This is a genomic window from Pseudonocardia sp. Cha107L01 (genome assembly GCF_052566575.1).
The window spans coordinates 2,288,831-2,313,087 of sequence record NZ_CP199579.1; the positions used below are offsets into that span (position 1 = coordinate 2,288,831).

Below are 24,257 nucleotides of genomic sequence, written 5' to 3' on the forward strand. Positions count from 1 at the left end.
GGGAGTGCCTGTTGATGGGTGTACTGGCAGGGCATCCCTACCCGCGCGCGGCGGCCGTAACCTCAGCAAGGTGCACAGCGGGGATGACATCCGGACGCAGATCCGCCAGTTCCTCACCACCCGCCGGGCCCGGATCACCCCGGACCAGGCGGGGCTGCCCAACTACGGCGGCAGACGACGGGTACCGGGGCTACGCCGCGAAGAGGTCGCGCTGTTGGCCGGGATCTCCATCGAGTACTACGCCCGGCTCGAACGCGGAGACGCCAGCGGCGCGTCGGTCGAGGTGCTCGACGGGATCACCCGCGCCCTGCATCTCGACGACGTCGAACGCGCCCACCTGGAGGACCTCGTGCGCACCGCCAACACCGGCAACACCCGTCGATCACCCAGGCGCCGCCCCACTCGGGCGCAGATGCGCCCCAGCGTGCAACGCCTGCTCGACACCATGACCGGCGCCGCCGCATTCGTCCGCAACGGACGCCTCGACATCCTCGCGACCAACCACCTCGGACAGGCCCTCTACGCACCAGCTTTCGAAGACCCCGCCCGGCCGGTCAACCTCGCCAGATTCGTTTTCCTCGACCGCCGCGCCAGCGGGTTCTACCGCGACTGGGACGGCATCGCGCACGCCGCCGTCGGCAGCCTGCGCGCCGAAGCCGGCCGCGACCCCTACGACCGGGCACTGACCGATCTCATCGGCGAGCTATGCACCCGCAGCCAGGAATTCCGCGAACGCTGGGCCGCCCACGACGTCAAGTACTACCAAAGCGGCGCACAACCGCTCACCCACCCACTCGTCGGCGACCTCGACCTCGACTACGAAGCCCTCGAAATCGCCGCCGACCCAGGACTCACGATCGTCGCCTATACCGCCGCACCCGACACACCCTCACAACAAGCACTGAATCTGCTCGCCAGCTGGACCGCGCACCCACAACCTCACGGGAAGGTGAACTAATGCCCGACCAGTTCATGACCTGGCGGTGTGGAGGCGAGGCGCCAGTGCCTTGATCTTTGCCGCATCTGATCAGTCTTCAGGGTTGTCGTCTACAGCCTGACTGGCGTCCAGGGAGAACCCGCCCGGGGGCTCGCTGCCCCGTCGAACCCCCGCGACGAGGTGACAGTCAGGGTGCCGAGTGGGGCGGAATTACCGGCGGCTGCGTCATTTCAGGCACCGCTGTCCGGCAGGCGACACCTGATCATTGCTGGTCAACAAGTCGGCGCGGGGCGAATCGCATGTTTCGGCCAGCGCCGCACCGGTAACGCTAGTGACGCAAACCACACGCCATCAAGTGGTCAGATTCGTACCGAAACCGTCTGGACGGAGGGAGACCGTGGCCGACGACGACACGTCGACGACGATCGACACACTGGCGAAGGACACCAAGCGTTACGAGGCTGACGGGGAATTCACCCGGCAGGCCAACGCACAGCCCGACATCTACGACGCGTCCCTGGAGGATTTCTGGGATGCGCAGGCCAAACAACGACTCGACTGGTTCACTCCGTACGAGCAGGTGCTCGAGTGGGAGCAGCCGTACGCGAAGTGGTTCCTCGGCGGCAAGCTCAACGCCGCCCACAACTGCGTGGACCGCTGGGTGGAGCACGGCCAGGGCGACAAGGTCGCCTACCACTTCGTGCCCGACAGTGGCCCGGACGACCCCGCGTGTCGCGACATCACCTACGCCGACCTGCAGCGCGATGTGGTCAAGTTCGCGAACGGGCTGAAGTCGTTGGGCGTGGGCAAGGGCACCCCGGTCGGGATCTACCTGCAGATGGTGCCGGAGATCGCTGTCGCGATGCTGGCGTGTGCCCGACTCGGGGCCCCGCACACCGTGATTTTCGGCGGTTACAGCGGCACAGCGGCGGCCGAGCGGGTCGGGGACATGGGCTGCACCGTTCTAGTGACCCAGGACGAAGCGATGCGGGCCGGAAAGACCGTCGAGCAGAAGGCCAACGCCGACGAGGGTCTGTCGAGCGTCCGGACCAAGATCGAGCACGTCGTGGTGCTGCAACGCACCGGCGGCGACGTCGCGATGCAGGATGGCCGCGACGTCTTCTGGCAGGACCTCGTGGCGGACCAGAGCGAGGATCCAGAGTCCTGCCCGTGCGAACCGATGGACTCCGAGGATCTGCTGTTCCTGCTCTACACCAGCGGCACCACCGGCAAGCCCAAGGGCGTCGTGCACACCACGGCCGGCTACCTGGCGGGCGTGGCCACTACCCACCACTACGTCTTCGACCTCAAACCCGATTCGGTCTACTGGTGCGCAGCCGACGTCGGCTGGATCACCGGGCACAGCTACATCGTCTACGGCCCACTGGCCAACGGGGCGACGAGTGTGCTCTTCGAGGGCACCCCGGGCCACCCAGACAAGGACGTCTGGTGGTCGATCATCGAGAAGTACGGGGTCGACATCCTGTACACCTCACCGACCGCGATCCGCTCGCACATGAAGTGGGGGCCCGAACATGCCGAGTCCCACGACCTGTCCTCGCTGCGGGTGCTGGGCAGTGTCGGCGAGCCGATCAACCCCGAGGCCTGGGAGTGGTATCGGCGCCATGTCGGAGGCGGCACCTGTCCGGTGGTCGACACGTGGTGGCAGACCGAGACCGGGCACATCCTCATCACGCCGCTACCGGGGATCACGCCGCTGAAACCGGGATCGGCGACGAAACCGTTCCCCGGGGTCGACGCCGCGATCTACGACGACGAGGGCAACACGGTCGGGCCGGGCGGTGGCGGCAATCTGGTGCTGCGCTCGCCGTGGCCGGGCATGATGCGCGGTCTGTTCAACGACGACGAGCGCTACCGCGACAGCTACTGGTCGAAGTACTCCGACGCCTATTTCGCCGGCGACGGCGCCCGCGTGGACGAGGACGGCGACTTCTGGTTGCTGGGCCGCATCGACGACGTCACCAACGTGTCCGGGCACCGCATCTCCACCACCGAGGTGGAGAGCGCGCTGGTCGATCACGACTCCGTCGCGGAAGCGGCGGCGACCGGCCGCAAGGACCCGGATACCGGGCACGCGATCGTGGCCTTCGTCTCGCTCAGGGGGGACCGCGAGGGCACGGACGAACTGGCCGCGGAGCTGCGCGAGCACGTCGCCAAGCAGATCGGCAAGCTCGCCCGCCCGGCCGAGGTGATCTTCACACCGGACATGCCGAAGACCAGGTCCGGCAAGATCATGCGCCGGCTGCTCAAGAACATCGCCGAGGGCGAGCCGTTGGGCGACACCTCCACCCTTCTCGACCCGACAGTGGTGGAGACGATGCAGGAGCAGGTCAAGGCGGGCAAGGGCTGAGCTATGACGGACATGACTGATCAGGTTGCCCTGGTCACCGGAGGCGGGCGCGGGATAGGGGCTGCGATCAGCCGACGCCTGGCCGGGCACGGCATGCGGGTGGCCATCGGCTACTCCAACAGCCCGGACGCGGCGAAGCAGATCGCCGACGAGTACCAGGGCTGCACCGTGCACCAGGGCGACATCGGATCCAAGGAGGACTGCCAACGGGTGGTCGACGAGGTGATGGAACAGCACGAGCGGATCGATGTGCTGGTGAACAACGCCGGCATCACCGCGGACAGGATGATGCACAAGATGGAGCCCGACGACTGGGACCGGGTGATCCAGGTCAACCTCTCGGGCGCCTTCTACCTGTCCAGGCTCGTCTACACGCACATGAGCGAGCGCGGGTCGGGACGCATCGTCAACATCAGCTCGGTGATCGGCGAGCAGGGCAACATGGGCCAGGCGAACTATGCCGCCGCGAAGTCGGGGCTGTTCGGACTGACCATGAGCCTGGCTCAGGAGGCGGCCACCAAGGGCGTCACGGTCAACTGCGTGGCGCCCGGCTACATCGAGACCGACATGGTTGCCGGAGTACCCGAGAAGGTTCTCGACAAGATCATCTCAGGAATACCGATGCGGCGGCTCGGTCAGCCCGATGAGGTCGCGCGGGTGGTGGAGTTCCTCGCCGACCCAGACTCCGCCTACATCACCGGCCAGGTGTATTCGATCAATGGCGGATTGGCCATGTGACCAGCCCTCGGTTGTCCCGGCACAACCTCACACCTGGAGGTACCTGAGGCGCCCGGGCAGCTGACTTGAACAGAAACAGGAGTCAATGTTGACTTCCACCCAAGAGTCGATCAACAGGTTGCAAGAGACAGCTGGCGATTTCGTCGCCGACCTTCGCGAACTGATGGACACGGATGCCGTCACCGCTCAGGTGGACCCGGTGGGCGTCTCCGGCGCGCTGCGCCGGGCGGTCGCATCCCTGGCGGGCCAGCCGCTCGGGGTCACCCAGACCGCGACAAGCTTTTCCGCACGCAGCGCCCAGGCTGCGCTGACAACCCTGTTGCGTGCCGTCGGGTTGGATGTGACAGGGCCCGCTGACCTGGACACGCGTGATCGTCGCTATGCGGATCCTGCCTATACCTCCAACGCCTGGTTCTATCTGGCGCGTCAGCAACACAAGTTGTTCTCCGACTGTGTCCGCGAGTTGGCCGAGCGAGCACGATTGGACCCCCCTAGCCGCGCGAAGCTGGACTTCGCCGTTGGGCAACTCATCGCCGGCACCGCGCCGACGAACTTTCCGCTGACCAACCCGGCTCCGTTGAAGCAGGCGATCGACACCGGCGGGCTCAGCCTGGTCCGCGGGATGCGCAATCTCGTGCGGGACGTGATCACCAACCGCGGCTGGCCGCGCCAGGTCACCCCCGGCCAGTTCCAGGTCGGTCGAGAACTGGCGATCACGCCGGGCAAGGTGGTGTATCGCAACCGGCTGATCGAGCTGATCCAGTACGAGGCGCAGAGCGAGTCCGTCCACGAGGTGCCGATGCTGTTCAGCCCGCCGTGGATCAACAAGTACTACATCATGGACCTGGCGCCAGGGAAGAGTCTCGTCGAATGGGCCGTGCAACACGGTCATACCTGCTTCATGATCAGCTATCGCAACCCCGACGAGAGTCTGAGCGACGTCACGATGAGTGACTACCTGCGGGAGGGCCCGCTGGCCGCACTCGACGTCGTCGAGGAGATCACCGGCGCACCGGAGGTCAACCTGGTGGGGCTGTGTCTGGGTGGCACCCTGGGCGCCGCGACCACGGCATGGCTGGCGGCCCGAGGCGAGAAGCGGATCTCCTCTCTGACGCTTCTGAACACGCTGTTGGACTTTCAGGCACCGGGGCAGCTCGGAGTCTTCACCGACGAGGAGACTGTTGCCCGGCTGGAGCAACGGATAAGTCGGTCCGGCTACCTGCCGGCCGACGACATGAAGACCACGTTCGACCTGCTCCGGGCGACCGATCTAGTCTGGAACTACGTGATCAACGACTGGATGCTGGGCAAGGATCCGGCGCCGTTCGACATGCTCACCTGGAACTCCGACTCGACCCGCATGCCAGCCAGCATGCACCTCGAGTACCTGCGGTCGTGTTACCTGGAGAATCAACTGGCGAAAGGCGAGATGAGTCTTGCCGATGAGCGACTGGATCTGGGCCAGATCCACCAGGACGGATATGTGGTCACCGCCGAGGATGACCACATCGCACCGTGGCCGGCTGTATTCAGTGGGGCCCGCCTACTCGGCGGCACCGTGCGCTTCGTGCTATCGAATTCGGGCCACATTGCCGGTGTGGTCAACCCGCCCAGCCCAAAGTCGAAGCACTGGTACAGCGAGTCCGACACTCTGCCCGAGGAGTCCGACGCATGGCGGTCCCAGGCCACTGAGCAGACCAAGAGCTGGTGGGAAGACTGGACGGAATGGATCGCTCAGCACGCCGGGGAGCGACGCGATCCTCGACCGCTCGGAAACGCGACCCACCCCCCGCGCGAGGACGCACCGGGCAGCTACGTCCGCGGCTAGCATGGTGCGAGGTGATGGCCGCCGCGACCGAGTCGCTGGATCTCACCGAGGTACACCGGACGTTGGAGGCGTGGCGTCGGGTCGCGTGGCTGACCTCCGCACGTGGGCATGACGGCTACCGGCGGCTGCTCGCACGCGGAGCGCCGCACTCGCACCGGTGAGCGAGCCCCTGGCGCGGTCTCCTGGGACGAGTTGCGCGCGCGGCTGCGGGTGTAGTCGCCGTTGAGCTACAGGCGGGATGTCGATCCGGTCGCACAGGCTCAGATCCGCGCGCTGCCCTCGGGCGCGCTCGTTGCGCTCGCGGAAGTGAAGTCCGACCCGCCTGGCCACCGTGTTGACCTGCTGCGATCGTACCGTACATGATCAACTAGCTTGCTGAGGGTCTCAGTTCAACTGAGACCCTTCATTGGTTCGTGCGCTCGCTCATGTTCGGTCTAGTTCGCTCGCGGCCAACCGTATGCGATCGACTGGTCCGCCTGTGGGCTGGGTAGATCCCCCATGGAGATCGCGACGATGTGTGCGTGTCATGCCAGCAGAGGTGACCTGCGCGTGACGCGCGGCCCCGACGCTGGAGGTGCGGATATAGTCAGATCGGCTGCCGCGTGTTCGGAGCTTCGAGTCCGAGAGGTTGACTTTGCTGAACGATGGCGCGAGGGATGACACCCAGTCGATCCGCTCGACCTCCGGTATCCACTCGGTGCAGCGTGCCTTCGAGTTGCTGGAGGCGATGGCGGATGCCGGCGGCAGAGTAGGGCTCTCGGAGCTGGCCGTTCGGGTGAACCTTCCGAAGCCGAGTGTGCATCGGATGATCCGCACGCTCGTGGCTCTGGGGTACGTCCGGCAGGAACCCTCCCGCGGCTACGCCCTCGGCCCCCGCCTCGCGCGGCTGGTAGGCGCCTCCAACAGGCTTCTCGGCCACTGGGCGGCACCTCACCTCCAGCAGATCGCGGACGAACTGGGTGAGAGCGCAAACCTGTCGATGCTCGAAGGCGATCGGATCGTCGATGTGTCGCAGGTGCCGGGCCGCCACGCCATGCGCATGGTGAGCGAGGTCGGCGGGCTGGCACTGCCGCACTGCACGGCGTCGGGGAAGGCGATGCTCGCGCAACTACCCCGTGAGCAGGCGCTGGCGATCGTCCGGCGAACGGGGATGCCTGCCTACACCCCTGCCACCATCACCGACCTTGCTGCCTACTCCGCTGAGCTCGACCAGGTCGTCCGGCAGGGATACGCGACTGACGACGAGGAACAGGAACTGGGCGTGCGCTGCGTCGCGGTGGCCGTGCCAGGCTCACCGGTGCGCGCGGCGGTCTCGCTGTCTGCCCCGTTGACTCGCATGTCCGACGAGTTGGTCCGGCACGCCGTACCCCTGCTTTCTCACGCGGCCGACAAGCTCGCCACTGAGCTGCACCTCGATCGGCCATCCGCGGGCTGAACCTCGCTCGTGCCTCTGGTGTCCGGCGACTCCTCGCCTGATGTGACACCCCATTCACTGCATTACAGCGTCGTAAACCCCTGCGCTCTTCGTTGACGCGGTCCCCTTCAGCCAGGTCTACTGGTCCACACAAGGAACCGAGAGTTTCGCACAGCGGAACTAGATTGCCCTCAGCGCGTTGAAGGGGTCCACCATGAGTAGTGGCACGGTTTCGAAGATCGCGTTCATCGGGCTGGGAATCATGGGCCGCCCGATGGCGGCGAATCTCGTGGGTGCCGGCTTCGACGTGGTCGGCTTCAACCGCGGAACGGAGGCGGTCGCGGCACTGATCGAGGCGGGAGGCCGGGGGGCCGCCAGCATCGCCGAGGCCGTCGACAACGCCGATGTCATTGCCACCATGGTCCCGGACTCGACGGACGTCGAACTCGTGCTTGCCGGTCCGGGCGGGGTGTTCGACAACGCCGCGAAGGGGAGTTTGATCATCGACTTCTCCTCGATCCTGCCCGAGGTTTCGAGGCGAATGGCCGTTCAGGGCGCGGATCGGGGTATGCGGGTGCTCGACGCCCCGGTCTCCGGTGGAGAGGGCGGTGCGATCGAGGGGACTCTGTCGATCATGGTCGGGGGAGCGGCCGAGGACTTCGACGCGGCTTCGGCAGTACTCGAAGCCGTCGGTGCAACCATCGTGCACGTGGGTCCGTCCGGTTCGGGTCAGACGGTTAAGGCGGCGAACCAACTCATCGTCGCCGGCAACATCGAGCTGCTCGCCGAGGCCATCGTCTTTCTCGAGGCGCACGGTGTCGACGCCGAGGCTGGCGTAAGAGTTCTCGGCGGCGGTCTGGCTGGCAGCACGGTCCTGCGGCGCAAAGCCGCGAACATGCTCAATCGCAATTTCGCGCCCGGATTCCGGGTCGCTCTGCACCACAAGGACATGGGCATCGTCACCAAGGCTGCGCGTGAGGCAGGCGTGGCCATCCCGCTCGGCGCCCAGGTCGCCGGGCTGATCGCCTCGTTGAACGCCCAGGGTCACGGCGGGCTCGACCACTCCGCCCTGTTGAGAACAGTCGAAGAACTCTCCGGTCGCGGTGCAGCGTCGAGCACGGTCTGACGAATTCTCTTCCGCACTGGTAGCTCCGGCACGACGTCCCACAGCTCAATCCGCGCGGACGGTTCCGCCGGCGTGCCGAGCCCTCGGTCGCGCCCTGTCTGTTCTGTCCGCGCTGTCTAAGGAGTCAGTAAGCATGCGTCCCCACGATCTGCTCGTCGGCAACGGCGACCTCACAACTGGCCGAATCGGCCACGGACCCAAGCGTCGACGTCATCTTTTCCGCGCGTTCAGCGGCGCTGCTGCCCTGCTGGCCGCGGTTGCTCTGTTGGCAGGGTGCTCCCAACCGGCCACTGACAACGGGGCACCGCAGTCAGCCGGCGGCGGCAAGGCTGCCCTGCAATTAGTGTTCATCAAGAACGTGCAGTTCGCGGGGAGTTTCTTCGCCGACTCGAAGGGCTACTGGCGGGATCGCAACCTGCAGGTCGACCTACTTTCCGGTGGGCCGAACCTGACGGTCGAACCGGTTGTGGAGTCCGGACGCGCGCTGGTCGGAATTACTCACACGGCACAGGCGGTCAAGGCAATCGACAACGGCGCCGATATCAAGATCATTGCTGCTGGCTTCCAGAAGAACCCCTTTGTTCTCATCTCTCGCGCGGCTGCTCCGATCAAGACTCCGCAGGAGCTTGCTGGGAAGAAGATCGGTGTGCAGGCGCTCGACATGCCTGTCTTCACCGCGTTCCTCGCTGCAAACAAGGTGGACCAGTCGACCTTCACCATCGTTCCACTGCAGTCCGACCCGACGCCACTGGTGACCGGTGAGCTCGATGGGATCATGGGCTTCTACAGCAACGAGCCGAATTTCTTGCGCATCAAAGGCGTGGAGCCTTACACGATGCGGCTCGACGACTTCGGCTACCCGCTGATGGAAGAGTCCTACATCGTCAAGCAGTCGAGCCTCGACGACCCTGTCAAACGCGCCCAGATCGTTGCGCTCATGCAGGGTGAGTCGCTGGGGTGGACCGACGCGCTCGCCAACCCCGACGCTGCCGCCGATCTCGCGGTCAACCGGTACGGCAAGGACCTCGGTCTGGACATGAACCAGCAGAAGATGGCGATCAGATCCGAGATCGATGTCGTGCAGACCGACGAGACGAAGGCGCACGGCCTGCTCTGGATGTCCGACGGTCTCATCGCCGGCACGGTCAACTCACTGAAGCTGGGCGGCGTCAACGCGGACCCGTCGATGTTCACGCGGCAGATCCTCGAGGAGGTTTACAAGGGCAGGGCGACGGTATGAGCGGCGGCGAGGTAGGCGTGTTCGTTCGAGGCGTCACCAAGGAATTCGTGCTTCACCGGGAGACTGTCGTCGCGTTGTCGAATGTCGACCTCGACGTGCCCCAGGGCGGTTTCCTGTCGCTGCTCGGGCCGAGCGGTTGTGGCAAGTCGACGATGCTGCGGATCCTCGCTGATCTCGAGCAACCCTCCAGCGGGACCGCGCTCGTGCACGGCGAGAGGCCCTCTGTCGCCAGGCTCAACCACCACCTCGGGATCGCGTTCCAGGACTCGGCGTTGCTTCCCTGGCGCAGCGTGGTGGACAACCTGAAGCTGCCACTGCAGGCCGCGGGCCTACCGGCATCAGAGGCCGCGCTGCACGAGCTGATCGAACTGGTCGGCCTGGCCGGGTTCGAGCGGGCAAAGCCGTCGCAACTGTCCGGCGGTATGCGCCAGCGGGTCGCGATCGCGCGCTCGCTGGTCCATGAGCCGAGGTTCCTACTGCTCGACGAGCCCTTCGGGGCACTCGACGAGATGACTCGCCAGCGCCTGAACCTGGAGCTGCTGCGAGTGTGGGCTGAGCGTCAGACGACGACTCTGATGGTCACCCACTCAGTCCCCGAAGCGGTGTTCCTCTCCGACGCGGTGGCAGTCATGGCCCCACGTCCAGGGCACGTCGTGGAGACCATTCCGATCGAGCTGCCCCGGCCCCGCACGCCGGACATGTTGCGCTCGCCGGAGTTCCACACCTACACCGACCGGCTCAGCGCCGTGCTGTTCGACGGTCGGAGCACGACGCCGAGCGCGGTCGTGTCATGAGCACGGCGGAGGTGTCGGCTCCGACGAGGAGCCTCCCCGGGTGGGGCTTGCGGCTGCGAACGGGAGGTTGGCTGCCACCGCTTGCCGGCGTCCTCGTCCTGCTCGCACTGTGGGAGGTCGTCGCGGTCACGGTGGCCGCGGGCAAGCACATCGTCCCGACGATCAGCCAGGTGGTGACCGCCCTCATCGAGGACGGTTTCTACCTGGTGCACGTCCGGACGACCTTGCTGGAGGCGGCGCAGGGTTATTTTTGGGGCAACCTGGCGGCGTTCGCGGTGGCGAGTGCGTGCCTGGCTGTGCCCGCCTTGGCGAGCATTCTGACCCGCATCGCGATGACTACCTACTCGACGCCGACGATCGCCGTCGCGCCGCTGCTCATCGTTCTGTTCGACCCGGACCAGACCAAGGTGGTGATGGCGGGGCTGTCGGTGTTCTTCCCGACGCTGCTGGGCACCCTCCTCGGATTCGCTAGCGCCCCCCGTGCCGCGGTCGAGTTTGCCCACGTGTGCGGGGCACCTCAGTGGTTCACGCTGCTTCGCGTCCGGTTGCGCGCGGCTGTGCCCTCGATAGCCGGCGCGCTGAGTCTCGCGGCACCGGCCGCGATGGTCGGCGCCATGATCGGGGAGTACCTCGGGGGTGACGCGGGACTGGGTGCCCAGTTGGTGCAGGCACAGCAGGCTCTGGAAGTGGAGCGGGCCTGGGCTGTTGCGATCCTGGCCACGCTGGTTTCGACGGTGGTGTACCTCGGCATCGGTGCGCTGGCGCGGCGCCTCGCATTCAGCGACACGACAACGGAACTGACCGGCGCATCTCCGGACAACGACGGTAAGGGTGGCTTGGGTGGCCTGTCGCGCACGGTCGCGTCGTTCGCCATGGTCATCGTCCTGTGGTACGGGCTGGTCAAAGGCCTCGGCCTGAGCTCCTACATAGCGAAGACGCCGGACCAGGTGTTCTCCTACCTGTTCACCGGACCAGGCGCCGGCGCCCACCTGGGCCACATGTTCGAGCAGCTGGCACAGACTCTGCGCGACGCGGCGATCGGGTACGCCGTCGGCACCGCTGTGGCCATCGCGGCGGCGGCCCTATTCCTGAGCTCGAAGCTGGTCGAGGGCATGTTCCTGCCCATCGTCATGACGCTGCGCGCTGTCCCGTTGGTCGCGATGACACCGCTCATCGCGCTGATCTTCGGCCGCGGCCTGGCCACCGTTGCGGTGCTGGCGGGCGCGGTGACCTTCGTCCCGACGTTGGTGATCGTCCTCGCGGCGCTGCGCGCGGTGCCGAAACCCGCGACTGAACTTGCCCACGTCTACGGGATGGGCCGGATGCGAGCTTTCGGCATCCAGATGGTCTATGCCTCGCCCGCGCTCGCGGCCAGTGCGCGAGTCGCGCTCCCCGGGTCGATCCTGGGAGCGGTCCTCGCCGAAATCCTTGCCACCGGCAACGGCATCGGCAACGTCGTCGCGATCAGTATCGGCAGCTCCGAGTACCTGACGCTCTGGTCGGCGCTCACGGTTCTCACCGCTGTCACGGCGCTTTTGTATGCGCTTTTGTCGCGGCTCGAGTCAGCGACATTTGCGCGGCTTACTCAGTGAACGGGGATGGCATGACAAGCGCACCCACGTGGTGGCGGACGAGTCCGGTCGAGGATGACCGAGCGAACAAATGGGTGCTGAAAGCCCACGAGCTCGCGGCACCGCTGGTAGCTCAGGCCGGCAGTGTCGCGGACCCTGCGCCGGTTGTCCCGCACCGAGTGGCATCGGCGGCCGACGGCGTGTTCGGCAACTTCATGCTCGCCTGGCTGGAGCCGGCGACCGTGCCACGCCAGGTCCGCCACCTGCCCGACGGCGCGTTCTTCCTCCAACTGCTGCGACGGGCCTACGCCCCGGCGCTGAGGCGCCGGCCCGAGCTTGCCGTGCTGCTCGAGGACGAGAGCAGGCTGGAGATGTCGTTGACCAACGATGTCCTGCAGATCCAGCTGCGCCCGCTCGTCGAGGGCTACAGCATGATCCGCCACCACTCGCTCATGCTGTTCTGCGCGGCGCTCTGGCTCGAAGAACCGCGGCGTGGCCAATGGCTCGATCTCTACGACGAGCTGGTCAACCAGGTTGACTCGCTTCCCGGCGGGCGGCCGAGCCTGGCCCGAGTCGCCGAGGTGGAGGCCGCTTGCTTCGCCGCGTTCGTCGACCTCGCGCCGCGCACCCTGGAGCCGGCGGATGCGGCGGCCCTACTCGACAGCCCAGACCGGCTCAACGACGTTCTCGACTACCAGGCATTCGCCGGCGCCGCGATCGGACTCCTCTGGCGGGAGTACCGCGACCTACCCCAATCGCGCCGGCCGGCCTGGCTGGCGCGGCAACTGTCCCACGGCTATGTACAACCCGACTATCTCGAAAAGAACTGGATGGACCAGCAGTGACATCACCCGATAATGGCCTGCAACTCGTCGTCACGAACGCGCGGCTGTCGAGCACGGACACCACCCTGCGCAACATCGCGGTTCGCGACGGGCACATTGTGGCGATCTCCGGCGACGGGGAAGACCTCGGTCCGGCGGCCACCACGCTGGACGCGGAGGGCCGCTGGGTCATCCCCGGCGCGATCGACACACATGCCCACATCAACCAGCGGGCGCCGGAGTTCAACCACGTCCCCGGGCTCGGCCCGGACGACAACTTCGCCGTCGAATCTCGAGGTGCGCTGGCCGGCGGGTGCACAACCGCGCTGAACTACGTCCAGTTCGGACCGCCATCACTGCTCGACTCCTACCGGATGAGTCTCGCCGCCGCCACGTCACAGTCCATGATCAACCTGCTCTTCCACGGTTGCCTCATGGACATGGGACAGGTCGCGGAGATCCCTGAAGCCGTCGCCGGGGGCATCCGAACCTTCAAGCTCTTCATGCCGTACCGAGGTGAGGAGGCCCGCAACCTCGGCGGAATCGGCAGCCTCAACCACGCAGAGATGCGCCTAGCCTTCGCCGAGATCGCGGCACACAACGCGCAAGCCCTCGTGCACGCTGAGGACGGCGACATTGTCGACCATTGCATGCGGCACGAGGCCGCCCTCGGTCTCGACTCGCTGTCAGGCTGGGAGCGCTCCCGACCGACAATCGCCGAGGGCGACGCGGCGTGGACCGCGATGTACCTCGCCGAGGAGGCGCGGTGCCCGGTCACGATCGTGCACGTGTCAAGCCTCGAGGCGATCCGCGCCCGTCAGGCGTCCGGATGGTCGGGGTCCGCCCTGGAGTCCTGCGCGCACTACATGCTGCTCACCACCGACTCCGCGATCGGGCCCGAGGGCAAGGTCGCGCCGCCGCTGCGCGACCCTCAGCTGGCTGAGGCGATCACCGCCGCGGTGCTCGCCGGTGACATCGACTTCTTCGGCTCCGACCACAACGTCTGGCCCAGCGCGGCCAAGAAGGACTGGGACAGCGCCAAACCCGGACTTCCCGGAATCGGCCTCATGCTGCCGCTGCTGCTCACCCACCTCGTCTACGAGCGCGGGATGAGCGTGGAACGGGTCGTCGAACTCACCTCACGCAACGCCGCCGACCGCTTCGGACTGCCAAGTAAGGGGCGCATCGAGATCGGCGCCGACGCCGACCTCGTTGTGCTCGACGAGGGACGCCGATTGATCAGGGCCGATGAACTGCACTCTGCCGTCGACTACTCGCCCTATGAAGGAATGACGCTGCGTGCTTGGCCTTATGCCACCGTGTGCGGCGGAACGCTGGCCTACCTCGACGGCAAGTTCCCGAACCCGGACTTCCGAGGCGAGATGCTGAACCAGCGCTTCACGGACACCAACCTGTCCGAGATCAATCGAGCGGCCGTCACCTCGGAGGTGGGCTGAGCCAATGCAGGACGCCATCTACATCGGCCCGCAACGGGCGAACGATCTCGTTGACGCCGTGCTCTCGGCGGGAGCCAAGATCTCCGACAAGCCCGAGGACGCCTCCGCGCTCGTGTGGTACGGCGGCGGTCCCGCGGAGTTCCCGGCCATCGTCCATCCCGGCGTCCGCTGGGTCCAGCTCCCGAACGCCGGGGTCGAGCCCTGGTTCGAGGCCGGCCTGATCGACGAAGATCGGATCTACACGTCGGCGGCGGGCTGCTACGCGCATGCCGTCGCGGAACACACCCTAGGCGCGCTGCTGAGCGCGGCACGACAGTTCCACCAACTGGCCCGCACGCGCACCTGGACCAGACCCACCCCGACAACACTTCGCGGTGCCAAGGTCGCCGTCATCGGGGCCGGGGGAATCGGCGCCGCACTCATCGCGATGCTCGAACCTCTCGGCGCCGAGATTCTGGCGATCACGCGATCAGGCAGGCAGGTCGCCGGCGCGCGACTCTCGGTCGGACCCGACCAGCTCGAACCGGTCCTCCGCGCGGCGGACTACGTGGTTCTGTCCGCGCCCACGACCCCGGCCACCCGCTCGCTCGTCGGGCGCCGCGAGCTCGCCATGATGAAGCGGACAGCATGGCTGGTGAACGTCGGGCGTGGGGCCCTCGTAGACACGGACGCGCTGGTCGAGGCGCTGCGGACCGAACAGATCGGTGGGGCGGCACTCGACGTCACCCAACCCGAACCACTACCGGACGGGCACCCCCTCTGGTCCGAGCCCAGAGCGTTCATCACTCCCCACTCGGCGAACAGTGAGAGCCTCCTCCTACCCGAGCTCGCCCGACGCGTTCACGACAACACCGAGCGATTTCTCGCAGGCCAACCCCTGAGAGGTGTCATCGACCCAACCACCGGTTACTAGGCGAGCAATGGGCACGATCCGCCCAAACCGAGGACGCGCGGTCGGTATAGATGAGGCGGCCGCGCGGCGTATGCCCACTTTTCGAGGACAGTAGGTCCGATACCCGTGCTGTTCAGAGACTGGTGGGGTCCCGAACCCACGACGCTACTGCTCGAGCGGGTGCAGGAGTGGCCGGCGGCACTCCCGGCATGATCCACCCTTGAGGCTTTGGCGTCACACGCAGTGCTGTGACCTGCGGGAACCCGCCCGGACGTCCGGGCCTACCGGGTCGGGAGCTTGGGGCGTGGCCCGACTCGTAACGAGTCACGTGCGGTATGCCTACGGGACGAACTGGGCGACCGCGGCCGGGCAGGGCGGTGTGCCTGTCGGTGTGGCTGCCACACCGAGTCCGTCAGGTCGAGTTCGTCATCGTCCTGCGGATACTGGGCGGGGGGAGGTGTCGTCGGCAGGTTGTCCGTGCAACGGCGAACAGTCGTACGCCGGCATGCCGACGGGCTACCCGGCGGCCGGGGGCAACGGAGCGGAAAGCCTCGGCGGCCGGAGTTGGTGGTCAGCTCGGGCTGCGCTTGACGATCTAATGCCGTGCATCGTACGGTGACCTTCCTAGTTATCACCGTGCAGCGCACGGTAATCGATGAGACTGAAAGTGCGGGCCCCTCCTATGGCGATCCCCCCACCGCGTCCGAACCATGCCGCACTCGTCACCGGCGCATCCTCGGGGATCGGCGCGGCGCTCGCGCGCAACCTCGCTGCTCGCGGGCATGACCTCGTCCTCGTCGCACGCCGCCGTGACCGCCTCGAGGACCTGGCCGCCGAGCTCACCCAGCGCCACCGGTGTCGCGTCGAGATAGTTCCGGCCGATCTGGCCGAGCCCTGCGATCGTGCACGCCTCCTGCGTGAGGTCTCGGCACTCGGCCTGACGATCGATGTCCTGGTGCTGTGCGCGGGGTTCGGCATGGTGGCCCCGTTCACCGCCTCCGAGCCCGACCGCCTCACTCTGATGATTCGAACCAATGTGGAGGCGACGATCGCACTCGCGCGGGAATTCGTCCCGACGATGGTCGAGCAACGATCCGGCGCGGTGCTGATGGTTTCGTCCATGGCCGGGAATCAGCCGATGCCGTACTTCGCCACCTACGCCGCAACGAAGGCCGCGGTGACCTCGATCGCGGAGTCGCTGCACTGTGAACTCAAGCCTCACGGCGTCACCGTGACGGCGCTGTGTCCCGGCTCGGTGTCGACGGAGTTCGCCGAGGTCGCCAACGCGTCCCGGATCGAGAACCGGCAGCCAGGGCATCTGACGGCGACACCCGAGCTGTGCGCGGAAGTGGGGTTGAAAGCGCTCGCCCGAGGGCGGCGAACCGCGGTCCCGTTGCTTTCGGTGCGCGTGTTCGTCTGGTTTGCCGCGCACCTTCCCCGATTCATCTGGCTACCCACGTGCCGTCGGATGTTCAGCTAAACCTGTTCCGGTTCGGGCATTGTCATGGTTGGTGTCCTCTCGCCGGTCGCCGAGCGCTACTGGATGTCGAGGTCTAGATGTGGGGAAACGGCGAGAGGAGAGCGCGGGTTACGGGAAGGCCGAGGCCCACGCCGGGCACACCACGAGTCGGGTGGTTGATCCAGTTCAGGATCGCGGTCGTGGCAAGCGGTGAGTTGAGTTCCAGCGCCATGTTGTGGCCGGCACCGGGCAGGACGTAGCCGCTCAATCTGGCTGTGTCGGTGAAGTACGGCTGTTCTCGAGCAGCCACCAGCCGACCGTTCGTGCACGGCAGGCTGAGCGTGCAGAAGTACGCGTCGGCGCTACCGACGGCGAACAGCACAGGGGCCGTCACGGTCAGGGCGTCGTATACCGGGCTCAGATAGGCGCCGAAGGTCGCGATCTCGCCTTCGGTTCCCGTCCCCTTGTGGGCCTCGTCGTAGGCGAGCACCCGGGGATCGGTGTCCTTAGGCGAATAGAACTGTGATCGGGTACCCGGCAGCGTGGTGATGTAACCGGGTGGAAGGTGTCGTGAGGAAAACTGTGGATCGAGCTGCGCGGGGTAGGCGCTGCCGATCAGGAGACCAGCGCCCGGCCCCGGTGTATGCAGAAAGGATGTGGCGACGACGGCATCGACGTCATGGAACCGTCCCGCCTCGGTCACGCTGATCGCCGAGCCGAACGAGTGGCCGACTAGAACTACGCGATTAACCGGTGATCCAGTGACCGAACCGTCTCGTACAGCACGAACAACATCGTGCACGGTCTGCACGTTCGAGTCGAGAGTCACCTCCACCGTGGCCGGGGTGCTGCTCCCGCCGACGCCGATCCGGTCGATCGCCAGAGTCGAGTAGCCCTGAGCGATGGCTGCTTTCACGTATGAGTAACGGTCATTGTCCACCGGGAAATCCCAGTAGGTGCGGGTGAGGGTGAACCCGTGGACGAGGATTTGGACAGGTCGACCGCCATCTCCGGGTGCACCGCAAAGCGTTCCTTGAATGCGTTGGTTATGCGGACCGCTTGCGGTCAGCGCTACGGTTACATTGATCGTTCGGCACGATACCCCTCGCGTCTGAGCGAACGCCACACCCTGTGATCCTGGGAATAGCATGACTGTCAGACACATTGCGGCTAATGTGACCGATAGCATTAATGACAAGCTTGATGTGTAGCGCAAGAGCCGCATCGCATGGCGCATGCAGACCTCCGGTGGCCGAAGTTGTCGGGGTAACCATTCACAGCTCCACGTGGCGGGACGTGCGGTCGCCGCTGGTGACTGTCGCCACGCAATACCCGCGCACCGGGCCGCGTGACCGGGCGATTGGCACTGTATGCTGATTAAGTGGCTGGGAATTCAAGTAAAGTTCGACGTCGGCCAGGTCCGCGTCCCAAATATTCACGGAGCGAGGTTCTGGATGCCGCTCTGCGTCTGGTCGATCGGGAGCCGCCGGACAAGTTCAGTATGCGACGGCTTGCCGACGATCTCGGTCTCGGCACGATGACTGTCTACGGCTATTTCCCGAGTCGAGAGGAACTGCTCGAAGCGGTCACCAGCCACGTGTTCAATCAGGGGGATCGGCCTCGCCATTCGGCCGAGGATGCGCCTTGGGACGTGCGGCTTCGTGGGGAGCTGCGGGATCTGCATCGACTGTGCCGCAGGCATCCGAATCTGGTCACGCTCATCCTCGGTCAGCTTTCTCCGGCGCCGGGAATCTTCCGTTTACGCGAGCAAATATTGGGCCTGCTGCTGGATGGTGGCCTCTCTGAGCAGGACGCGGTGCATGCGCTCGGCGTGTTGACGTATTACGTCTTGGGTTTTTCCGGCGCACAGGCCAGGCACGCACCGGTTGATTTACCAGAACGCATCGAAGAGTTGTCCGCTGAGGAATTTCCACGGCTGACGGCGGTCGCATCGATGTACGCATCTCATCTGTCCGATCCGGCATTCGAGTACGGCCTGGACTTGCTGGTTGGCGGGTTAGCGAACTCTGTGAATAAGTGAGCTACTGTGAATGGATCTGGTAGTCCGCGCGAGGTGGAGTGGATCGCTCGCCTGCGCTTTCCCGGGGCCTAGCCCAGAAGGTGGTCGGCCTCGGTCATGGTCACTAGGTCGGCCGCGCCGAGGAACATGCGCGTCCACATGTCGTCTCCACGTTCGGTGCGGGCGATCGTGACTGAGACGGCGATCGAGAGCAGGAACGGGTACAACGACGATGCCCGGTAGCTGCGCCAGCAGTCCTCAAGGTCGAACCCGCAGACCCCGGCCGCCACGAGCCTGGTGTGGTATTCGCGGAGCAGGTCGCGTTCCACCGCTCGTCGCTGCTCGGGGGGGAGGCAGGAGCTGAGGTAGATCGCGGCGTCCAGCAGGGGCGGCCCGATCCGGGCGCCTTGCCAGTCGATCACCGCGATCGGCGAGGCGGTGTCGTGTCTGCCGAACATCATGTTGTCCAGGCGGTAGTCCCCGTGGCAGACGACGAACGGGGACTGCCAGACGAGGCCGGTGACAGTGCCGGCCTTGGGCGCGAGGCGTTCAATGAGGCGGATGTGGTCATCCCCAATGCGCTCGCCGAAGCGCTGCAGGAACGGCTCGACTGACTGCTCGACGTGGTCGAACAGCATCTGGGTGCGGTCTACCCCGAGCCAGGCAGGCCTGGTGACGGCCGGTGCGTTCCACACCGGCGCCTGCAGCGGGACCAACTCGGCGATGGCCAGTGCCGCCTGGTCCGGGGTGCCGCCCCGGACCATGTCCCCGGCGTCCATGGTGCTGGATAGATCCTCCAGCAAGAGGGTGAACCGGCCGCTTGCCCTGTCGAGCCCGGCGGCGTACAGCGCGGGCACGCGAGCTCGGATGGAGGGCGCGATGTCCCGGTAGAACCGGACCTCGGCTTCGTAGACGCCCATGGCGGCGCCCATGGCGCGACTGCCGGGGTCGGTCGAGGGCAACTTCGCTATCACGGAGGATGGCCCGGTGCCTGCGCTGTAAGTGAGCATGGTGCGAGCGACGAAGCCCAGCTGGCCGGTGCCGACGACGGCGCTGTGCGCGGTGGCGACGGCGGCGTTTTCGTTGATGACGGCGTTGGCGCGCAGCGTCGCTGTGAGCCACTCGGGAGTCAGCTCGTCGGTGGAGTCGACGAGCCGGTCCGGGATGGTGGTCGGATCGGTTGCTTCGGCGGGCTCGGCGGGCTTCATGTGCCGCATGCTCCTTTGCACGGGTCGGGTGTCTCGAGATCGCTCAAGCGGCGGGGCTATCGGGCCGTTGCGGCGGCCTCGCCGGTGGTGTCCGGAGCTGTCAGGTTCCACAGGGGTGGCACGATTGCCGGGTCACAGGACTCGTCGACGATCCACTTGACCATGCGGCGCACGGGCTCGATCGCGTCTTGGGGGGTGGCCATGCTGGGGTCGGCGGCGTAGCCGAGCGAGACCAACCGTTGGGCTCCGTAGAGGGGCAGAACGTCACGGAGCCGCTGTTTGAGCGACTCTGGGTAGATCCCGACGGTTTGGGTGTAGCTGTTGATCGCACCGACGACCTCGTCGAGGTCCGAAACCGGTACCAGGTTGGCGACCCGTCCCGACAAGGCGGTGTGGAAGTCGACCGGCTCGTTCAGCTGAGAGACGATCACAGCTCCCTCGCCGTGGCGGCCGCCATAGACGCGATACCAATCCGGACTGGTGCGCAGGCCGTCGATGCGAGCCCGCAGTTCCGGGTCGAACCGTTTGGCCTTTGTGCTCACCGCTGCCGGCAGCCGCTGCAGGTGCCGGTAGATGGCCTCGCCGAGCCGGTTTACCTGCTCCAGCGCTTCCGCGCTGGTCGCGCCCAGGACGTAGATCACCCGCGCGTTCACACAGCCGAGCTGGTTGAGAGCGCCGATGTCCGTCGCGGCGCGCAGCGCGACCTGCTCTCGGGCCTCCGCGGAGTCCAGCGCCTCGGCGCCGATGATCGTCGCGCTGCGTTTCGGGTCGAGCGAGATGAGCTCCAGGCCCGGCTGGATGTAGCGCATAACGTGTGACACCGAGGCGAGCCCACCCCAGGCGATGATCTTCTCCAGGTGCGCGGGCCGGTAGAGCGCCTGCTCGAACTCGTCGTCCCCGCCCTTCCAGTAGGCGACCGACAGGTGCCGGGTGATCGGATGGTCCGGCGCGACGTCAACCATGGTGCGGGCGATCGCCAGTGCCGTGAGCGGGTCGTTCGACGGGGTCTTAATGATCGCGTCGGATCGTGTGATCGCGTTGCGGATGACGCTCAATGCGGCAATCAGCGGGCTGTTGCCCGCGATCACGTGCACCGCGCGTGCGCCGAACGCCCGCACCGCCGCCGTGCGGCCGTCGGTCATCCGGTGCGGAACCCACCCGGTCAGGTACGGGATGCCGACCGTGCCGTCGGCGACCTCGCGCACGGACTCGGCGCTGAACAGAGCCGGCATCTGCTCAAAGGACGAGCGCACCAGCGGCGCGGTCATGTCCGACCAGCCAGCCGAGTACTCCAGCGCCTGTTGCAGATGCTCGTTGCGGTCGAGGACCAGCGCGTCACCCAGGTGCTCGAGGTAGGCAACGATCTCCTCGAAGTCCAGCTGGTGCAGCTCCCCGAGCCCGGATCGCAACGGAAGCGCACGGAGCAGCGAGCGAGGCCGCGGCGCCCGGAATGTGACGCCGCCGCCGCGCCCGTCGAAGGTGACCAGGTCATCGGCGATGACCTTGCCCCGCACCACCGCCGGTGTACTCAGCATGTCGAGCTCTGTTGCTGTGGGCATGACCTCGTCAGTCCAGTCGTTGGGTCAGGAACTCGAGCGCGGCGCGGTGCGCGTCCTCCGCCGCCACGCAGGTGATCTTGTCGTCGCCGCCGCGTTTGTCGGAGTAGCGCTCGATCTGACGGGCCAGGTGAGCGGTGGTGCGCCCGCACGAACACGGGTCGTGGCTGATCGTCACCTCGTCCCCGGAGATGAACCCGCCCCAGTAGGTCTGCGCCATCAGATCAAAGAATGCCGCGCGCCCGGTGTGCTCGCCCCGCCTCGGAGTGGGACGCCCGTCATCGGGATCCAGGACGAAGGGGATCACCCACGGCTCGACGTGGTAGCGCTGGTGCTCGCACATCTTGTTCAGTCCGGTGATCTCGGACATCACGTACATGTGCTGCACGTGTTCGATCCCGGTGAACTCGCCGAGGGTCTGTTCCCAATCATCCGGCACGGACTGGCCCTTGGCTCCGCCGCCGGTCGTCACCAGGGAGTCCGGACCGAACATCTGCGTCATGCCGTTCTCGAGGCCCGCCTTGGCCATCGCATAGAGGACGTTCCAAGTGCCCAGCAGCCACACCCGTTGGCCCTTCAGCTGCCTGGCCACCTCGTCGATAAACCGGGGCAGCGTGCCGGCCATCTCACCCTGCTCGCGCACGAACTCCTCCCGGCGGTCTCGCAGTGCAGGGTTGATATCGAGCTGGTCGACCTCGCCGCGCGCCGCGGCGGCCCGGAGCCGGCCGGCGAGGAACATCGAGTCCGAGCTCATCCGACCCGGGCGCAACGCGTGCACCCGCTCCTCCGAGCCCATCAGGTGGGCCAGGCCCATCTGCGGCAGCCGCATGATGGTGCTGCGTCCGCTCCGGTAGAGCGGCCAGATCAGCTCGAAGTACTCGCCGTCGTGTCGTCCGCCAGCCCCGCTCGGATCCGAGAACTGAAACAGCCCGCACCGGAACGCCTCGAACATCGGGTCCCACTCGCGCATTGACCGGGGGATGAACGACATCGCGCCCGCGGTCCCGGAGCTGTGCGCGACCCGCAACTCGGTGTGCTCGTCCAGCACGTCCAGCCACGAGTCGATTCCCTCGCAGCCGCTGACGTCGACCCCGCTCAGGTCATGCGTGGTCAGCCGTCCCAGCCAGCTGGTCAGGGCGTCGAATCGGTTGTTGACCAGGAGCGAAAGCGGATAGGACTTGTAAACCGAGTGCTGAAACAGCAGCGGCACGACATCCTCGAAGGTGTCGATCGTGCCCACGCCGTACTCGTCTGCCATCGCGGTCAGCGTGGAAATTCGGCCACGCAGCTGTGCGAACCGCAGCCGTAACGCCTCGAGCTGCAGGCGAGTCAACTCCTGGGCCGGCAGGTGGTGCATGGCATGCCAGGAATGACCGAAGTAGTGGGCCGGCGAGGACGCGAACAGCTCAATGTCGGACGCCGTCATCCCCGTACTGCCTCGGGGCGCTCGCGCCAGGCCTCGATCAGCTTCGCGTTCTGCCGTGGGGTCGACCCGTAGGTGGTCACCTCGTCCGCGCCGGCGTCGATGAATCGCTGCAGGGAACGTACGCACTCGCTCGATGTCCCGATCGCGCTGCAGTCGAGCACCCACGACCACGGGATGACCGAACCGGGACCTTCGACCATCTGGTGCCGGTGGAATGTCAGGTCTCCCATCCTGGGCGCCGAGGTCAGCTGCGGATGCTCCCGCATCTTCTGCACCACATCGAGGTCCCACCCGTTGGCCTTGGCCAGCACGTCGCCGTAGTACGGGTACTGCAGATAGGTCACCAGTCGCCCGGTGGAAATCGAGCGGGCCTCGAACTCGTCCATGTCCGGGGCGGTGACCACCGGCTGCACGATCCGGATCGACGCCGGGTCCCGATCAATCCGCTCACAGGCCTGCCGGATCCTCCCGGCAGCCGCGGCGGTCGCGTCCGGTGTGATCATCGGAGGAAGGATCACCCCGTCGAACGCCTCCGCCACCGCGGCCGCGCCCTTGGCGTGACAGAAACCGGCGAACCAGATCGGCGGTTGCGGCCCGTGGTAGGCCTCGTGCGCCTGCAACGCATCGAACTCGCCGAGCTGTCCCGAGTAGGCGACACTCTCGCCTGCCCAGATACGACGGGTGATGCGCGCTGAGTCCACCATCGCCTTGAACTGCGTCATCTCGATGCCCATGCCGCGGAAGGCGCCGTTCTCTCCCCGGCCCAGTCCGAGCACGAAACGCGGGCCGAAACAGGACTGCATCGTGGCCCCCAGCGCCGCGACGTTCCACGGATGCCGGGTCGTCGGCACGATCACCCCGGTGACCAACTCCAGCCGGGTGGTGAGCGCGCCGATACCGGCCAGGATCACATCGGCTTGCTTGAGGTCCCAGCGTTCGGAGATGAAGACGCGGCGGAACCCGAGCCGTTCGGCGTCCACACCGTCGGCGATCCCCTGCGCGGGGGTGCGACCCTCGGTCTCCCGTTGGAACTTGTCCGGATCCGAGCTCACCGCGCCGGCGATGATGTAGGCGCTGAAGTCCGGCGTCACCGGCGCGAGCTCGTCGCGTCCGCTCCGTGCTTCGCCGGGTGCCAGCGTGTCGGTGTCCTGCATTAAGCCTCGATTCCTCAGACATGGGACGGCGGCGAAACCGTGGTCCAGGACGTGCCGCGACCGGTAATGCCGTCATGCGTACGGAGATGGCAGTTACCGTATGGTGCACGGTATTGACTGTCAAGCACTCCGCCGCGGACACGTTCCTCAGCGGCGGGGATCCGCTCGACCCGCTCGCCTTCCCGGTAGTCGGCGGCCGTAAATCGTCTCTGCTGTCGCCCGCAGCGCGTTGACCAGCACAG

Annotated in this window: 20 protein-coding genes; 15 read left to right on the forward strand and 5 right to left on the reverse strand. The window is 66.4% G+C overall.

Going from position 1 to position 24,257, the window contains the following annotated elements; translation table 11 throughout:
- The first annotated feature begins 70 nt into the window (after positions 1-70).
- From ACTXG6_RS10970 to ACTXG6_RS11035, 14 genes are all read left to right on the forward strand, one after another.
- Positions 71-958: a helix-turn-helix domain-containing protein gene (locus tag ACTXG6_RS10970; protein WP_445189972.1), complete on the forward strand. Its 888-nt coding sequence runs from the start codon at positions 71-73 to the stop codon at positions 956-958.
- 376 nt (positions 959-1,334) lie between these two features.
- A complete protein-coding gene (gene acs / locus ACTXG6_RS10975; RefSeq protein ID WP_445187661.1) occupies positions 1,335-3,308 on the forward strand; it encodes an acetate--CoA ligase in 1,974 nt (657 codons plus the stop codon).
- Positions 3,309-3,311: 3 nt separating this feature from the next.
- Positions 3,312-4,046 carry an acetoacetyl-CoA reductase gene (gene phbB / locus ACTXG6_RS10980; RefSeq protein WP_445187662.1) on the forward strand — a complete coding sequence of 245 codons (735 nt, stop codon included), beginning with the start codon at positions 3,312-3,314 and terminating at the stop codon, positions 4,044-4,046.
- A gap of 85 nt (positions 4,047-4,131) precedes the next feature.
- Entirely contained in the window at positions 4,132-5,874 is a 1,743-nt protein-coding gene (locus tag ACTXG6_RS10985; protein ID WP_445187663.1) for a PHA/PHB synthase family protein, read from the forward strand.
- Complete coding sequence (locus tag ACTXG6_RS10990; RefSeq protein WP_445187664.1) at positions 5,772-6,035, forward strand: DUF6247 family protein; 264 nt, start codon at positions 5,772-5,774, stop codon at positions 6,033-6,035. Before ACTXG6_RS10985 ends, ACTXG6_RS10990 begins: the two co-directional genes overlap by 103 nt.
- A gap of 473 nt (positions 6,036-6,508) precedes the next feature.
- Positions 6,509-7,309 carry an IclR family transcriptional regulator gene (locus ACTXG6_RS10995; protein ID WP_445187665.1) on the forward strand — a complete coding sequence of 267 codons (801 nt, stop codon included), beginning with the start codon at positions 6,509-6,511 and terminating at the stop codon, positions 7,307-7,309.
- Between the two features lie 193 nt (positions 7,310-7,502).
- Positions 7,503-8,414, forward strand: coding sequence for a 2-hydroxy-3-oxopropionate reductase (locus ACTXG6_RS11000; RefSeq protein ID WP_445187666.1), 912 nt, complete (start codon positions 7,503-7,505; stop codon positions 8,412-8,414).
- A 133-nt stretch (positions 8,415-8,547) separates the two neighbouring features.
- Positions 8,548-9,654 carry an ABC transporter substrate-binding protein gene (locus tag ACTXG6_RS11005; protein ID WP_445187667.1) on the forward strand — a complete coding sequence of 369 codons (1,107 nt, stop codon included), beginning with the start codon at positions 8,548-8,550 and terminating at the stop codon, positions 9,652-9,654.
- A gap of 17 nt (positions 9,655-9,671) precedes the next feature.
- Entirely contained in the window at positions 9,672-10,448 is a 777-nt protein-coding gene (locus ACTXG6_RS11010; RefSeq protein WP_445187668.1) for an ABC transporter ATP-binding protein, read from the forward strand.
- Between the two features lie 131 nt (positions 10,449-10,579).
- Positions 10,580-12,040 (forward strand): ABC transporter permease, encoded by a 1,461-nt coding sequence (locus ACTXG6_RS11015; protein ID WP_445187669.1) that lies wholly within the window; start codon positions 10,580-10,582, stop codon positions 12,038-12,040.
- Between the two features lie 74 nt (positions 12,041-12,114).
- A complete protein-coding gene (locus tag ACTXG6_RS11020) occupies positions 12,115-12,864 on the forward strand; it encodes a hypothetical protein (protein ID WP_445187670.1) in 750 nt (249 codons plus the stop codon).
- Positions 12,861-14,300: a dihydroorotase gene (locus ACTXG6_RS11025; RefSeq protein ID WP_445187671.1), complete on the forward strand. Its 1,440-nt coding sequence runs from the start codon at positions 12,861-12,863 to the stop codon at positions 14,298-14,300. Before ACTXG6_RS11020 ends, ACTXG6_RS11025 begins: the two co-directional genes overlap by 4 nt.
- 4 nt (positions 14,301-14,304) lie before the next feature.
- Positions 14,305-15,213 (forward strand): D-isomer specific 2-hydroxyacid dehydrogenase family protein, encoded by a 909-nt coding sequence (locus ACTXG6_RS11030; protein WP_445187672.1) that lies wholly within the window; start codon positions 14,305-14,307, stop codon positions 15,211-15,213.
- 661 nt (positions 15,214-15,874) lie between these two features.
- The gene (locus ACTXG6_RS11035; protein WP_445187673.1) at positions 15,875-16,672 is read left to right on the forward strand and encodes an SDR family NAD(P)-dependent oxidoreductase; all 798 of its coding nucleotides are present in this window, start codon (positions 15,875-15,877) and stop codon (positions 16,670-16,672) included.
- 73 nt (positions 16,673-16,745) lie between these two features.
- On the opposite strand, the gene ACTXG6_RS11040 is transcribed toward ACTXG6_RS11035, so the two are convergent.
- Positions 16,746-17,888: an alpha/beta hydrolase gene (locus tag ACTXG6_RS11040; protein WP_445187674.1), complete on the reverse strand. Its 1,143-nt coding sequence runs from the start codon at positions 17,886-17,888 to the stop codon at positions 16,746-16,748.
- A 144-nt stretch (positions 17,889-18,032) separates the two neighbouring features.
- On the opposite strand from ACTXG6_RS11040, the gene ACTXG6_RS11045 reads away from it, so the two are divergent.
- Positions 18,033-18,692, forward strand: a complete 660-nt coding sequence (locus tag ACTXG6_RS11045) for a TetR/AcrR family transcriptional regulator (protein ID WP_445187675.1) — start codon at positions 18,033-18,035, stop codon at positions 18,690-18,692.
- Positions 18,693-18,760: 68 nt separating this feature from the next.
- Here ACTXG6_RS11045 and ACTXG6_RS11050 read toward each other — a convergent pair whose 3' ends face one another.
- From ACTXG6_RS11050 to ACTXG6_RS11065, 4 genes are read right to left on the reverse strand one after another with little or no spacing between them, the layout of a single operon-like run.
- Positions 18,761-19,879, reverse strand: a complete 1,119-nt coding sequence (locus tag ACTXG6_RS11050) for a phosphotransferase (RefSeq protein ID WP_445187676.1) — start codon at positions 19,877-19,879, stop codon at positions 18,761-18,763.
- Positions 19,880-19,935: 56 nt separating this feature from the next.
- The gene (locus tag ACTXG6_RS11055) at positions 19,936-21,438 is read right to left on the reverse strand and encodes an acyl-CoA reductase (protein ID WP_445187677.1); all 1,503 of its coding nucleotides are present in this window, start codon (positions 21,436-21,438) and stop codon (positions 19,936-19,938) included.
- Between the two features lie 7 nt (positions 21,439-21,445).
- On the reverse strand, positions 21,446-22,861 hold the full coding sequence (locus ACTXG6_RS11060) for a hypothetical protein (protein WP_445187678.1): 1,416 nt from the start codon (positions 22,859-22,861) through the stop codon (positions 21,446-21,448).
- Positions 22,858-24,015, reverse strand: a complete 1,158-nt coding sequence (locus ACTXG6_RS11065) for a TIGR03857 family LLM class F420-dependent oxidoreductase (RefSeq protein WP_445187679.1) — start codon at positions 24,013-24,015, stop codon at positions 22,858-22,860. The genes ACTXG6_RS11060 and ACTXG6_RS11065 overlap by 4 nt, the downstream gene beginning before the upstream one ends.
- Positions 24,016-24,257 lie beyond the last annotated feature (242 nt).